Origin of the sequence: Pseudomonas sp. 3MA1, assembly GCF_029237275.1 — a bacterium.
GTDB classification, from domain to species: domain Bacteria; phylum Pseudomonadota; class Gammaproteobacteria; order Pseudomonadales; family Pseudomonadaceae; genus Aquipseudomonas; species Aquipseudomonas fluorescens_AP.
Map to the genome: position 1 here is coordinate 228,994 of NZ_JAACFX010000002.1, position 14,061 is coordinate 243,054.

13 protein-coding genes are annotated in these 14,061 nt (G+C 66.2%); 1 reads left to right on the top strand and 12 read right to left on the bottom strand.

Annotation, left to right across the window (positions count from 1 at the left end; translation table 11 throughout):
- Nucleotides 1-317 precede the first annotated feature (317 nt).
- The 12 genes from GWQ44_RS06160 to aspA all read right to left on the bottom strand — a co-directional run bounded on the left by GWQ44_RS06160 (nt 318) and on the right by aspA (nt 12,782).
- Entirely contained in the window at nt 318-1,334 is a 1,017-nt protein-coding gene (locus GWQ44_RS06160) for a Rieske 2Fe-2S domain-containing protein (RefSeq protein WP_275926887.1), read from the bottom strand.
- Entirely contained in the window at nt 1,331-2,485 is a 1,155-nt protein-coding gene (locus tag GWQ44_RS06165) for a hypothetical protein (RefSeq protein ID WP_275926888.1), read from the bottom strand. The genes GWQ44_RS06160 and GWQ44_RS06165 overlap by 4 nt, the downstream gene beginning before the upstream one ends.
- Nucleotides 2,482-3,621 carry an ATP-grasp domain-containing protein gene (locus GWQ44_RS06170; protein WP_275926889.1) on the bottom strand — a complete coding sequence of 380 codons (1,140 nt, stop codon included), beginning with the start codon at nt 3,619-3,621 and terminating at the stop codon, nt 2,482-2,484. Before GWQ44_RS06170 ends, GWQ44_RS06165 begins: the two co-directional genes overlap by 4 nt.
- Nucleotides 3,609-4,967, bottom strand: a complete 1,359-nt coding sequence (locus tag GWQ44_RS06175; RefSeq protein WP_275926890.1) for a F390 synthetase-related protein — start codon at nt 4,965-4,967, stop codon at nt 3,609-3,611. Before GWQ44_RS06175 ends, GWQ44_RS06170 begins: the two co-directional genes overlap by 13 nt.
- Nucleotides 4,957-5,811: an MBL fold metallo-hydrolase gene (locus GWQ44_RS06180; protein WP_275926891.1), complete on the bottom strand. Its 855-nt coding sequence runs from the start codon at nt 5,809-5,811 to the stop codon at nt 4,957-4,959. The genes GWQ44_RS06175 and GWQ44_RS06180 overlap by 11 nt, the downstream gene beginning before the upstream one ends.
- Complete coding sequence (locus GWQ44_RS06185; protein WP_275926892.1) at nt 5,808-6,815, bottom strand: NAD(P)-dependent oxidoreductase; 1,008 nt, start codon at nt 6,813-6,815, stop codon at nt 5,808-5,810. The genes GWQ44_RS06180 and GWQ44_RS06185 overlap by 4 nt, the downstream gene beginning before the upstream one ends.
- Entirely contained in the window at nt 6,815-7,834 is a 1,020-nt protein-coding gene (locus GWQ44_RS06190; protein ID WP_275926893.1) for a beta-ketoacyl-ACP synthase 3, read from the bottom strand. The genes GWQ44_RS06185 and GWQ44_RS06190 overlap by 1 nt, the downstream gene beginning before the upstream one ends.
- A 35-nt stretch (nt 7,835-7,869) precedes the next feature.
- Complete coding sequence (locus GWQ44_RS06195) at nt 7,870-8,529, bottom strand: hypothetical protein (RefSeq protein ID WP_179599063.1); 660 nt, start codon at nt 8,527-8,529, stop codon at nt 7,870-7,872.
- Between the two features lie 98 nt (nt 8,530-8,627).
- The gene (locus GWQ44_RS06200; protein ID WP_275926894.1) at nt 8,628-9,353 is read right to left on the bottom strand and encodes a hypothetical protein; all 726 of its coding nucleotides are present in this window, start codon (nt 9,351-9,353) and stop codon (nt 8,628-8,630) included.
- A gap of 184 nt (nt 9,354-9,537) precedes the next feature.
- Complete coding sequence (locus GWQ44_RS06205; protein WP_275926895.1) at nt 9,538-9,891, bottom strand: DUF3077 domain-containing protein; 354 nt, start codon at nt 9,889-9,891, stop codon at nt 9,538-9,540.
- 631 nt (nt 9,892-10,522) lie between these two features.
- Entirely contained in the window at nt 10,523-10,876 is a 354-nt protein-coding gene (locus GWQ44_RS06210) for a DUF3077 domain-containing protein (protein ID WP_275926896.1), read from the bottom strand.
- A 481-nt stretch (nt 10,877-11,357) separates the two neighbouring features.
- The gene (gene aspA, locus GWQ44_RS06215; protein WP_016967058.1) at nt 11,358-12,782 is read right to left on the bottom strand and encodes an aspartate ammonia-lyase; all 1,425 of its coding nucleotides are present in this window, start codon (nt 12,780-12,782) and stop codon (nt 11,358-11,360) included.
- Between the two features lie 181 nt (nt 12,783-12,963).
- Here aspA and GWQ44_RS06220 point away from each other — a divergent pair, with 181 nt between their 5' ends.
- Nucleotides 12,964-13,881 carry a LysR substrate-binding domain-containing protein gene (locus tag GWQ44_RS06220; protein ID WP_016967059.1) on the top strand — a complete coding sequence of 306 codons (918 nt, stop codon included), beginning with the start codon at nt 12,964-12,966 and terminating at the stop codon, nt 13,879-13,881.
- Nucleotides 13,882-14,061: the final 180 nt, after the last annotated feature.

The window sequence follows — 14,061 nt, forward strand, 5'->3', positions numbered from 1 at the left end:
CTATATTTCGCGGGTTGTTATTAGTTCGGGTTTCCCGTGGGGTTGAGCCTCGTTACCGACGGCTGTCCACGTGAAGAGGGGGCGCACTATACCGGTGCGCGGGCTCGCCGTCTGCATGTTGCGCGTCGAGCCGAGGAACGGCAGGTCGGGCGGGAGGCTGAAACGGTTCTTGTCACGGCCCGCAAAGCCCCGCGAGCAGAGGCCCGCATCATCCCCTCGAAATCGCCGCCAAGCCGTAGGAGCTGGCTTGCCAGCGAAGGGGCCCGTTTGAGCGGTGGCCGTCTTGAGGGCTTGTTCGCCGGCAAGCCGGCTCGGGATTACAGCCAGAATTGCTCTCGGCGCTCTTGGAAATCCTTCAGTTCCCCCTGCTCCAGCAACTGCCGGATCCACGGCCCCAGCAGATCCAGCGAGCTGTCCAGAGGGGTGGGCCGCTGCCAGCGCAGCGGCACCCGGGCAAAGCGCTGCTGGTTGGCGCTGACCTGTTCGAGGATCTGCCGGTCCTGCTTGAGGATCACCTTGAACAAGGGCTGCAGCACGCCGCGCTTGAGCCAGCCCGGCGTGCGGCCACGGGCCGTGGCGATGCGCGCGAACAGCCGCAGTTGGCCCTCGGCGGCCGGGCTCAGCCAGGCGCTGACCAGCAGGTTGAGCCGGCCCTGGCTGTCGCGGTATTCGATTTCCGCCAGCCCCGGCAGGCGAAAGCGCCCCATGCTGATGCCGCGTTCGCCTTCGAACAGCCGCGATATCAGCCCGGATTGGGTGCCTTCTTCGCTGTACTGCGCTTCAACCCCGTCGTCCAGCTGATGCACCCAGGCGTGAATGCGCTGGCGTTGGCGATCGTGGCGAATCCAGCCGGCGTGCACGAAATGGGTGTGGAAGCCGTCGAGGAAGTTCTCCGCGGCGTCCTGCAAGCTGCACTGCACCCGGTCGCTGATCCAGAACACATCCAGCGCCTGGGCCTGCTCGGCGGCGGCCACCGGCGGCGCATGCGGCCGCTCGCTGGCGAGGCTGGCCCATACCAGCCCCTGGGTTTCGCAGCTGTGCACGGGTTGCAGCAAGGGCTGGCTGCACCGCTGCTGCTCCTGGCCGGGCAACTGGGTGCAGCGGCCCTGGGGGTCGAAGCGCCAGCCGTGGTAGGGACACTGGAGCTGCCCGTCACGCACCCGCCCGGCGCTCAGCGGCGCAAAGCGGTGGGGGCAGCGGTCCGGCAGCACCGCGGCGGCGCCGTTGGCATCGCGAAACAGCACCAGCGGCACGCCGTGCAGGGTGCAGGCCAGGGGCTGCTTGTGCAGGTGCCGGCTCAGGGCGACGGGCCACCAGCCCGCGTGAGTGTTCACAATTTGAGCTTCCTCATCAGTGGTACGCCGATCCGTTGCAGCAGCAGGCCCATCAGTTGCCACACCAGGTGCCGCGACCAGGGCAGGTGGGCGACGTGGATCAGGCTGTATTCGATCTGCGGCTCACCGCCCCGCAGGCGCTTGAAGGCGGCGGCGCCGGAGCTGAAGTTGAGCACCTGACGGCGGTTCACCGCCTCTTGCAGGCACAGCCTGGTCAGTTGCCGGTACAGGCCGGCGCGCTGGGGCAGGGCGGTGTCGTAGCCGACGATGGGGGTGCTGATCAGCGCGCTGTTGGCGAACCAGCCCAGGGCGCCGTCGATGCGCCCTTCGGCGTTGCGCAGGGCGCGCACCTCCAGCCAGCCTTCGGCCTGCCCGCGTTGCAGCCATTGGGCGCTGTAGTGGGGGTTGAGGCGGCTGTATTTGTCCAGGTACAGCAGGTTGTACAGCTGCTCGATGCGCTGGAAGTCGGCCTCGTTAAGCTCGCTGCCGGGCACCACCGTATACGGACTGCGGCGCAGCAGGGTGGCGTCCAGGCGGGTGTTGTGGTGACGCAGGAAGGCGGAATTCTCGCCCTCGCGGCCGTCGAACAGGTACACCTGGCGGCTGGGAATCGCCAGGTAGCCCAGGGCTTGCAGGCGCTTGCGCAGTGCGCGGTTGCTGAAGTCGTTGAGCGAGCGAAAGCCAAAGCCGTGGTCGGGAAACTGCCGGCGCAGCAGTTCGGTGATCGCCGGCAAATCCGAACCATCCCAATCGGCGGGGTAGAGGTTGGTCGACAACAGCCAGTTATTGACCTGCACCAAACGGTCGACCTTGGCCGCGCTCAGCAGCCGGTCCACGCCCTGGGTCAACAGCTTCAGCGGCCAGGCCAGCCAGGGCCGTTGCAGACGCTGTAGTTCTTCCCGGGCGTAGCCGCTGTAGGCGGTTTGCGGCGACACCACGTAGCAGTTATCCACAGGGTCGTGGCCGTGGTTGATGCTCACGGGGAACTGATGATGGCCGGTGTCCAGCAGGGCCAGGGCGGTGCTGACGTTGCCGATCAGCGCGCCGCCGGCGCAGGTGCGCACGTACTGCCGGGCGTGGCTGTCGCCAGCGCTCGGGGGCTCCAGGGCCAGTTGCTCGGGCAGCAGCAGCTTCATGGGCGCGGTGCTCACAGGGGCTGGCCGTTCCATTCGATATCGGCGGTGGAGGCGGCCAGCAGCCCGCAACGGCGGGTCAGGGCGCGGCCGATGATCTCGCTCAGGCTCAGCAGTTGGGCGGTCAGCGGGCCGCGATCGCCGTCCTGCACGATCACGTCCCGGGCTTGTTGGTAGTCGTGCCAGAACGTGCGGCTCAAGGCCCGTTGCGGCGCCGCCAGAAGCAGCATGGCCAGGGCGATCATCCGCGGTTCCAGGGTCGCCTCCAGCGTTGCGTCGGTTTCGCTGCCCAGCGCTGCCACCAGTTGCACCCGCTGATCGTCGAACAGGTGCACGCCGCTGGTGGCCCTGGGGTTGCATTCCAGCACGTGGAAGCGGCCCTGCTGGTCCTCGATAAAGTCAAAACCCACTTGCCCGGTGTAGCCGGTGGCCCGGCCGAACTGCTCCAGAAAGGCGCGAATCGGCGCTGGGGCACAGCTGTGGAAGTAGATCCCCGAGCCGCGCCCGACCCGGTAGCGCGGCTGGTAGCTGCTGTGGGCGCGCAACTGGCCGTCCACCAGCACGCTGAAGCTGCAGTATTCCTGGCCGGGGACGAACTGCTGGGCCACCCAGGGCGCATCGCTACTGGGCCGGACCTTGGCCAGTTGCGCCGGGCTCGGGCGGATCAGGGTCTGGGAGGCGAAGCGCGAATAGGCCGGCTTGAACACCAGGGCGTCGTGCTCCGCCGCCAGCGCTTGCAGCGCGGCCGGGTCATGCAGCACTTGGGTTGGCGGCGCGGCCACGTCCCAGCCCTGGGTCATGGCGGCGAAATCGCCCTTGTGATGCAGGCGGTGCAGCAGCTCGAAGTCGCTGGTGAACACCCGGCACAAAGGCCGCAAGCGCTCCAGGCCGTGGGCCAGGTAGAACACTTCTTCGCAGGTTGGCAGCAGCAGGTCGATGGCCTGTTGGCGGATGACCCCGGCCAGGGCATCGATCCAGGCATCCGGGTCGTGGCGGGGTTCTGGCAGGCGCACGAAGTGCTCGGCGGCGCGGCTGAAACGGCTCAGGGGCTGGGCCAGGGAATCGGCCACGGTCACCGTCCAGCCGGCTTGGCCAAAGGCCCGGGCCCACTCCAGGCAGGCCGGGGCCCGGGCGCCGAGAATCAGTACACGCATGGCAGTCCCTCGGGAAGTTGCAGCATCAGCAGACGGCGTCTTTTCGTCTGTGGCGGCGGTGCCTGCCAGTGGCCGAAGCTCAGCTGCGGCGTCTGCAGCCCTTGTTGCGCGCAGAGTTCGGCCAGGGCTTCGCGCAAGCGCTGGCACAGCCCGTGGTAGTCGCCCGAGGCACGCAGGTTGACCTGCCAGAGCAGCCCGCGCTGCTGGATCTGGTACTCCTCCAGTTCCGCCCCCAGCATCAGCAGGGCCCGGCGCAACACATCGGGATAGAGCGGCGCCAGCTGCTGGCCGTCGAGCCGCGGCAGCCAGAGGATCTCGTCGGCGCGGCCTTCCACCGCGGCGATGGCCCGCTCCGCACGGCCACAGGGGCAGGGCGCGCTGGCGACCCGCAGAATGTCGTTGAGGCGATAACGCACGATCAACTGCGTACGCCGGGAAAAGTCGGTGATGATCGGCTGGAAGCGCGTGCGCTCAGGGTCCAGCCATTGCGGTTCGATATGCAGGTGGCTTTCATTCAGGTGCAGGGTGCCGGCCTCGCAGGTGTAGCCGAGAAAGCCTTCACTGGCCTGATAGATCTGCTGCGGCTTGCGCCCGAAGGCTTGCTGCACCAGCTCGGCGTCGGTGCTTTCCAGCACTTCGGCCACCGACAGGATGTGCCGTGGGCGGATCGTCAGCTGCCCGGCCAGGGCCGCCTGGGCCAGCCCCCGCAGCACCGTGGCCGGGGCCACCAGCACGTCCGGGTTCTGCTGGTTCAGGTGTTGCAGGGAGGCGGTCAGGCCCAGGGTCAGGTCATGAAAGGCGAAGTCGATGCGGCGGCTGGCCAGGGTGGTGTACAGGCGGCTATTGGCCCGCAGGAAGAAGGCGATGCGCAGCGGCGCCAGCCAGGGGCACAGCAGCCGCGGCAGCAGCGCCCGGGGCAGTGTGCGCGCCAGCAGGATGCCGGCCCAGCGCTGGCGTTCCACGCTGCTGACCAGGAACACCCCCTGGGCCCCCGAGGTGCCGCTGGACAGGCCCACGGTGATGTCGCCCAGGGTCGGGCTGAAGTCCCGGGAACGCTCGGCCTGCAGAGCTACCGGCAACACCTGCTCCAGGCTCAGGGCGCGGGTGTTGAAGGCGGCGAAGTCGCTCATCAGTGCTGCCTTGTCCATGATCGGCAAGCTGTGCAGGCCGTCGTGGGTCAGCCCGTTGAAGCGCTGGCCACGGGGCATGATTTTGCCCATGAAGTGCTTAAGGCGTCGGGCCTGCCAGGCTTCCAGCCGCTCACGACGGCGAAAGCGTAGGACGTAGCGGCTGAACACGAAGGCGCCGATGCTGCGCAGGGTGCCCAGCAGGCGCTCACTGTTCATTGGCGAAGGCCTCCCAGGCCTGGGTGCAATGGGACGGCAGCACTGCCACCGCCGGTTCGCGGCGGATCAACTGGCCCAGACCGCTGTAGGTGCGCACATATTGCTGACGGTCGGCGCTTGCAAACCACAGCGCCGGGGCGGCCGGCAGGCGCTCGGCGCGGCAGGCCGGCACCGACCAGCAGGCGTCGGCCACCAGGAACACCGGCCGGCCCTGGGCGTCGGGGATGAACAGGCCCAGTTGGCCTTTGCTGTGCCCTGGCAGCGGCACGCCGATCAGGCTGCCATCGCCGAACAGGTCCAGGCCTTGCTCGAAGGGCGCCATCCAGCTTGGCAGCGCACAGCTGGGGCTGGCTTCGGCCAGGCGCAGGCGGGTGCTGAAGTCGTCCGGCAGCAAGCCCGGCAGATGGCCGCCAAGGGTGGCGCGCCAACGCTGGCCGCGCAGGCTGTCGATATGCCGGTAATCGGCTTCCAGAGCGATAAAGCGCGCATTGGAAAAATCCCGCAGCCCGGCGATATGGTCGGCGTGGAAGTGGGAAATGATCACATGGCGGATATCCCCCGGGCCGATGCCCAACTCATGCAGCTGCGCGCCCAATTGCTCGACCACCGGCAACTGCACCGGCACTGCGCTGCGGTACAGGCGCTCGGGCAGGGCGCGGGTGGCCTGGAAGAAGTGTTCGGCGTAGCCGGTGTCGTACAAAATCCAGCCGTGGTCCGGGTGCTGGATCAGCCCGCACAGTGCCGGAAATTGCACCGGCGCCAGGCGCCCGCCACGGTCGGCCATGCATTCCAGATGCTGGCACCAGCCGGCCCGGAGGATCTTCAAGCTGACGCTGCGGCTCATGGTTTTTGTCTCTGTTGGGCCAACCACCATTGGGCGTGCTGGGCAATGCCCCGGTCCTGGCTGATCACCGGGCGATAGCCCAGCTCGCGCTGGATGGCGCTGATGTCCAGGGTCTGACTGAAGGCCAGGACGCCTGCGCCGTAGCGGGTAATCAAGGGTTCGGCGCCGTTGCCCAGCCGTGCCTTGAGCTCCAGCAGGCGCGCCACGCCGTGCACCAGAGGCCAGGGCAGGCGACGGGTGCGCAGGGGCAGGCGGAAGTGCTCGGCCATCTGTTGCAGCAGGTCCTTGAAGGCCAGGGGTGTGCCATTGCTCAGGTTGTACACGCACAGCGGGCGCGGCAGGGGCCGGGTCAGCGCCAGCCACACCGCGTGCACCAGATTGTCGACGCAGGTCAGGTCCAGCTGTGCCTGGCCGCCGCGCATCAGCGGAATCGCCCCCCGTTGCATCACCCGCAGCAGGCGCGGCATCAGGGTTGCGTCCCAGGGGCCGAACACCGCCCGGGGGCGCAGGATCACGCATTCGGGCAGCTTGGCGTCTGCCAGCAGGGTTTCGGCCTGGGCCTTGCTGCGGGCGTAGTCATTCACCGGTGGCGGCAGCGGCTGGTCTTCGCGGATGCCCAGGCGATCACTGAAGTTGAAGTACAGGCTGGGGGTGGAGATATGCACCAGCCGCGGGATGCGGTTCTTGCCGCAGGCGTGGATCACCTCGGCGGTGGAGTCGAGGTTGGCCCGGGCGAAGGCCTGGGGCGAACCCCAGGGTGAAGACAAGGCGGCGCAATGCACGATGGCGTCATGCTCGCGGCTGGCATCGGCCAGCAGGCGTTTGGCCAACGGGCTGCCGTGCTCCAGGGGTAGCCAGCGCACGGGCGCCGGGCTGTGGGCAATGACTTGCGCCGCCGCCTCGGGGTTGCGCCCGCTGAACTGCACCTCGCAGCCTTCGGCGGCCAGCTTCCAGACCAGATGCCGTCCGATAAAACCGGTGCCGCCGGTGACCAGGATCTTCATCAAAACTCCAGGATCATGCCGCCGAGGGACAGGCCCGCGCCGGTGCCGATCAGCATCAGGGTTTGTCCGCGTTGAATGCGCCCGTCGCGCACTGCGATATCCAGAGCGGTGGGCAGGGAGGCCGCCACCTGATTGCCATGCTGGGCAAAGATATCGATGACTTTCTCCGGCCCCAGGCTCAGGCGTTTGGCCGCATGTTGCATGGCCTGTTGGCTGGCTTGATGGGGGATGATCCAGTCGATCTGCGCAAGGGAGACCCCGGCTTGCAGTAACAGATCGTCCATCAGGTCCGGCAGGTGCTTGGCGGCGAGGCGGAACACGCCTTTGCCCTGCATCGCGAAGCTGGTCAGGGGCTCGAAGGGCACCTGGATGCGTCGCGGATGAAAGCGCGAACCGCCGGCGGGGATCTGGCACAGCGCGGCGCCTTCGGCGTAGGTCTTGAGGCGCGAGGCGAGGATCTTCGGGCCGCCGTCGCCCGCCTCCAGCACCACCGCTGCCGCGCCGTCGCCGAAGATGCCGCAGACTTCCACCTGCTGCCAGTCCAGGCCGCAGGAGGCGATGTCGGCGCACACCAGCAGCACGCGCCGGTAATGCCCGGCCTGGATCGGCCAGGACAGGGTGTCCAGGGCGGCAATAAAGCCCAGGCAGCTGGCGTTGATGTCCATGGCCGGAATGCCCGACTGCCCCAGGCCCAATTCCCGTTGCAGCAGCGCGGCGTTGCAGGGCATGCCCTGGTCCTGGGTGCCGCTGGCGCAGACGATCAGGTCCAGCTGATCCAGCGCCAGGCCCGCCGCGTCCAGGGCCTGGCGCGCGGCACTGGCACCGAGGCTGGCGGCGGTGTCCGCAGGATCGGCGACGTGGCGCTGCTGCACTCCGCTGATGCGCGCCACGCTGCCGGCTTCCAGGCCGAGCTGGCGGTCCAGCTCGGCACTGGTGACCACCCGCTGCGGCAGGGCGTGGCCGGTGCCGAGGATGGCCAGCGCACGGGCCGGGCGGGGGGAGGACGCTGATGTGTGCATGCAAATTCCGTTTGTGACGCGTTGGGGGAGCTTGATCAGGTGGCGGACGGCGCGACCGGGCAATGGCTCAGAAAGGCTTGCAGCCCTTGCTGATATGCCTCGTCGTCCATCAGTTCACTGTGTTTGGCGATGCGGCAGGCCTGGCCCTTGCGCTGCATCTCGGCGCTGGCCACGTCATAGAAGTGGGCCGCTTCACGCAGGTACACGACCTGCTCCCAGGTCAGGCTGCTCTTGGCGCGTGGGAGTTTGCTCAGGGTGAAACCCTGGTCGTCGAATGTCAGGGTGTAAGTGCCTTCGGTAGCCTTCAAGGGCGCCCGCAGGCGGGCTTCGATCAAGCGCTGGTTCAGGCCGCGCAGCGGCGCTTGGGGTTTGATCGGGGTGGCGGCAATCCGGGCTTGCAGGTGCTTGATCCAGCGTCCGGAAAAGCGCCACCACAGGGGGATGAAGATCAAGGCGAACGCCACCATGGCGATGACCTTCTCCGGGGTGAAGGTCCGCTCGGGGAAATAGATCGACAGGCAGCCGCCGATCAGACACAGGGTGAACATCACGGGACCGATCAAGCGGCTTTGCCACCGGGCAAATGTGCTCATGACCCGGACATGCTGTTGATCATCCTTGAGCAATTCCTGCTTCAGCGGTTCGGCAATCCAGGCTTCGGTGTGGGCGGGGGTGATGCGGTAGTGCAATTCCATGGGGGCTGAATCCGAGGTCCGTGTTCGGTGAGGGCGGCAGTCTACCGGCTTCTGGGGTGTGGTGAGCAGCGGCGTGTGCACCAACGCCAAGCGGCTGTTCAGGCTGGAAACTGCTTCAGATGTTGCTCCACCCACTGGTACAGGCGCTCGTCCAGTTGCGGCCGCTGCTGGTTGAAGTGGTCCTGGCAGCGGTTGAAGAACGGGTCCTGGTTGATGCTCAGGGCCAGCTCGATGGGGCTTTCGCCCTCGGCATGGGCGGCTCGTAGTTGCTGCTGGCGCTGATCGGCCTGCTCCAGGGTGTCCGCCAGGGCGTCCAGATGCAGGAGCCTGAACTGAGCGATGGCCTGGGGCAGATGAAAGTGCAGGGCGCTGTCGAAGCCTTCCCAGCCCTCGAAGGCCAGCCATTCGTGCAGGACCATGAAGCAGCGCAGTGCCGGGGGCAGTTGCTCCAGCGCTGCGAAATCCAGCCAGTACTGACGCGGCAGCTGCTCGGCGGTTTCGATGGCCAGGGCAATCAGGTCCAGGGCCTGGCCCGGGTCCCGGTGGTGCTTGCGCAGGATGCGCTGGGTCAGGGTGAAACGCGCTTCTTCTATAGCGTGCAGGGCGCGGTTCAGGTCGTAACCGGCGTTGAGCAAGTGTTCCCGGGCTTGCTCGGCGGGCAGGCCGGATTTGTCTACCAGCACCTGCAACAGCTCGGCTTTGTAGAGCTCGGCGGCTTGCTGCGGATTATTGGCGCAGCGGGCGAGCAAGGCCTGGGCATGGCGCAGGCCGATGGGGATCAGCTTGCGTAGCTGTTGCAGGGCCTGGGTGTGCGTCGGGTCCATCGACAGGGTGCCTTGATATTCATTGCCGGCTGCGGCGGGAGGCTGATTATCCACCGCGCCGGGCAAAACCTGTAGCCGCTGCCGCAGGCTGCGAACGGCCCGAAGGGCCGCGGGGTTCTCAAGGTCGCTGAAGGTCCTGCGGACCTTTTCGCAGCCTCGCGGGCTCGGCAGCGGCTACAGGGCGTCAGGGGCCGGGGCGGGCGCCGTCGAGCAGGGCGTCCACCACGGCGCGGGCCATTTCCACGGAATGCACCATGGACCAGATCAGCCCGCGTTCGATGCCGCTGGCCCGTTCGGTGATTTCATCGGACACCTCTTCGGCGCATTTGAGCAGCAGGGAAACGTGCATCAGCGCGTCTTCGGCATTCACCTGGGGTTGCACGGCGAACAGCGGGTGGCCTTGAGCGTCGCGCAGGCCGAAGGGGCGATGGCGGGTGCCGTGCAAGGCGGCCAGCAGGTTGGCGTTGGCGCGGTCCAGCTCCGGGTCGCGGCGCGGATGATCGGTGGACAAGGGTGGATCGGGGACGAGCTTTTTCATGACGGTCACTCACTCAGTAGTTAACGGACTGCCGAGCTCACTTCCACATGAGGGGTGGCAGTTGTGCGAGGGTGTGGAAGACCGGGACTGAGTAACCCAGCACACCCGAAGGTGTCCCGCGCACAACCGCCATAAAGCGATGCCGACGACAATGCGTCGAGCCATGCTCATGAGCGCTCATGCTTACCCAGGTCCGAACTTCCACATCCGGGCCGCTGATTTTGCAGCGGCACCGGGAGACTGCCTGATCATTCGAAGGGGTACAAGGCGCTCAAAGGCGTGGGGGATTCTCTCGGATTTGCCCTACAAAACAAAGCGAAACGGCTCCGGCACTGGGCGGTATTCCCTGACAAATCGGGTGCTGGGCAGGGGGGATAGGGGCTTTGTTGAATGTGCGAGTGGGGTAGGGCAGTCAGCGTGTGCTGGCAGGTTTTGCGGCCCCTGCGGTGCCGTTCGCAGCCTCGCAGGCTCGGTAGCGGCTACAAATGAGGTCGCGGTCGCAGTTCAGGTTGGGGGGTGTAGCCGCTGCCGCAGGCTGCGAACGGCCCGAAGGGACGCAGGGTTCTCAAGGTCGTTGAAGGTCCTGCGGACCTTTTCGCAGCCTCGCGAGCTCGGCAGCGGCTACAGGCCGTCAGGGGCCGGGGCGGGCGCCGTCGAGCAGGGCGTCCACCACGGCGCGGGCCATTTCCACGGAATGCACCATGGACCAGATCAGCCCGCGTTCGATGCCGCTGGCCCGTTCGGTGATTTCATCGGACACCTCCTCGGCGCATTTGAGCAGCAGGGAAACGTGCATCAGGGCGTCTTCGGCATTCACCTGGGGCTGTACGGCGAACAGTGGATGGCCTTGAGCGTCGCGCAGGCCGAAGGGGCGATGGCGGGTGCCGTGCAAGGCGGCCAGCAGGTTGGCTTTGGCGCGGTCCAGCTCCGGGTCGCGGCGCGGACGATCGGTGGGCAAGGGTGGATCGGGGACGAGCTTTTTCATGAGACTGGTTCCTTTAGCAATTTAAGAAACCGCCGGATCTCACTTCCACATGAGAGGGTGGCAGCCGTGCGCAGGTGTGGAAGACCGGGCTAAAGGAACCGGCGCACCCGAAGGTGCCCTACGCACAGCCGCCATAGATCGAGTTCACCCAAGCCGGATCGGCAAGGGTGTTCGAATGAGACGACTGCACGTCCTTTATCCCAGACTTCCACATCCGGGCCGCTGATTTTGCAGCGGCACCGGGAGACTGCCTGATCATTCGAAGGGGTACAAGGCGCTCAAAGGCGTGGGGGATTCTCTCGGATTTGCCCTACAAAACAAAGAGATTCTGCTTCGATGCTGGGCGGCATCGCCTGACAATCTCTGCTTTTCTCCAGGCAAAAAAAAGGGCCTGGAGACGTATCTCCAAGCCCTCAAAAGGTGAGAGGTGTCTAGTCCCTCAACCTGGTGAGCGGTGTTGCGTGTTTCGGGGGCGCGGCGGTTAGGCTTTCAGCGGAACCAGACGCGGGGCAATCATGTTTTCCGGACGCAGGATGTCGTCGAGCATGGCGTCGTCCAGCAGGCCTTCTTCGCGCACCAGTTCCAGTACGCCGCGGCCGCTTTCGAGGGCGATGCGGGCGATACGGGTGGCGTTTTCATAGCCGATGTACGGGTTCAGCGCGGTGACCAGGCCGATGGAGTGCTCCACCAGTTCGCGGCAACGGGCTTCGTTGGCGGTGATGCCGGTGATGCAGTGCTCGCGCAGCATGTCCATGGCGCGTTGCAGCAGGCGGATCGAGTCGAAGATCTTGAAGGCGATCAGCGGCTCCATCACGTTCAGTTGCAGCTGGCCGCCTTCGGCCGCGATGGTCAGGGCCAGGTCGTTGCCGATGATCTGGAACGCCACTTGGTTGACCGCTTCCGGAATCACCGGGTTGACCTTGCCAGGCATGATCGAGCTGCCGGGCTGACGCGCTGGCAGGTTGATTTCGTTGATGCCGGTGCGTGGGCCGCTGGACAGCAGGCGCAGGTCGTTGCAGATCTTCGACAGCTTGACCGCGGTGCGCTTGAGCATGCCGGAGAACAGCACGAAGGCGCCCATGTCGGAGGTGGCTTCGATCAGGTCGGCGGCCGGTACCAGCGGCTGGCCGCTGATGGTGGCCAGGCGTTGTACGGCCAGGGCCTGGTAGCGCGGGTCGGCGTTGATGCCGGTGCCGATAGCGGTGCCGCCCAGGTTGACTTCGGTCAGCACTTCCGGCGCCAGGGTCTTCAGGCGAGCCAGGTCTTCGCTCAGGGTGGTGGCGAAGGCCTTGAATTCCTGGCCGAGGGTCATCGGCACGGCGTCTTGCAGCTGGGTACGACCCATTTTCAGGACGTGGCTGAATTCTTCACCTTTGGCGGCGAACGACTGGATCAGGCTGTCGAGGCTGGCCAGCAGGGCGTCGTGGCCGAGCAGCAGACCCAGGCGGATCGCGGTCGGGTAGGCGTCGTTGGTGGACTGCGCCATGTTCACGTCGTTGTTCGGGTGCAGGTACTGGTATTCGCCCTTGCTGTGGCCCATGGCCTCCAGCGCGATGTTGGCGATGACTTCGTTGGCATTCATGTTGGTCGAAGTGCCAGCGCCGCCTTGAATCATGTCCACCACGAACTCTTCGTGGAAGTCGCCGCGGATCAGGCGGGCACAGGCCTCGCTGATGGCCGCATGCTTGGCTTCGCTCAGATGACCCAGTTCGCGGTTGGCGTCAGCAGCTGCCTGCTTGACCATTGCCAGGGCCACGACCAGTTTTGGGTAGTGCGAAATCGGAACGCCGGAGAGACGGAAGTTGTTCACCGCTCGCAGGGTCTGGATGCCGTAATACGCTTGAGCCGGTACTTCGAGTACGCCAAGCAGGTCTTTTTCTGTGCGGAAAGATGCAGCGGAGGACATGACGGAGATCATCTCGGTAGGGACCCGGTCTGTGCCGGGAACGCTGCGAATCCTAGGCCGAAGGGAATTTTTGGGCCAATGCTGTTAAACACTGGGCTATGCATATTCGGCATAATGCCGGTGTGACGCCGCTTTGCCGGCGAGCGTGTGACCTAAAATGGTGCGTGTCCGGGAGGACGTGATGAATCTGGAAAGCAAATGGCTTGAGGACTTCAGTGCCCTGGCCGCCACCCGCAGCTTTTCCCAGGCTGCCGAGCGACGTTTCGTGACCCAGCCGGCCTTCAGTCGGCGGATCCGCAGTCTGGAAGCGGCCCTGGGCCTGACCCTGGTCAACCGCTCGCGCACGCCGGTGGAACTGACGGCGGCGGGGCAGTTGTTCCTGGTTACCGCGCGCACCGTGGTCGAACAGCTTGGCGAGGTGGTGCGCCACCTGCACCACCTGGAAGGCGGGCAGGGTGAGGTGATGCAGGTGGCGGCAGCCCACTCCCTGGCGCTGGGCTTCTTCCCGCGCTGGATCGCGCAACTGCGCAACGAAGGGCTGAACATCGCCACGCGGCTGGTGGCCACCAACGTCGGTGATGCGGTGCACGCCCTGCGCGAAGGCGGTTGCGACCTGATGCTGGCCTTCTACGACCCGGACGCGGCCTTGCAGATGGACTCGGAAATCTTCCCCTCGCTGCACCTGGGGCATACCGAGATGCTGCCGGTGTGCGCCGCCGATCCTCAGGGCAAGCCGCTGTTCGACCTGGAAGGCGAATCCAGCGTGCCGCTGCTGGCCTACAGCGCCGGGGCCTTTCTCGGGCGTTCGGTGAACCTGCTGCTGCGCCAGCGCAATCTGCGTTTCACCACCGTCTATGAAACCGCCATGGCCGACAGCCTCAAGAGCATGGCCCTGGAAGGATTGGGAATTGCCTGGGTGCCGCAGTTGAGCGTGCGCGCCGAACTGGCCCGGGGCGAGTTGGTGGTGTGCGGCGGCGCGCAATGGCATGTGCCGCTGGAGATCCGCCTGTACCGCTGCGCCCTGGTGCGCAAGGCCAACGTGCGCTTGCTCTGGCGCAAGCTGGAAGGCGCCGCTGCACAGAGCGCCAGCAACACGTGAGTCTGTTGCCGTTGCTGCAGGGGCCGCCAAATCTGGCGCTGCGGAGCGTCTGAAGGATTGGGGATATGGCTCTGGCGCCGGCTGCGCCGTCGTTCGCAGCCTGCGGCAGCGGCTACAGGGATCTGGTCAGGCGGCGAGGGGTTTTCAGTTCGGGGAGACTGACTTCAGAGTCAATAAAAC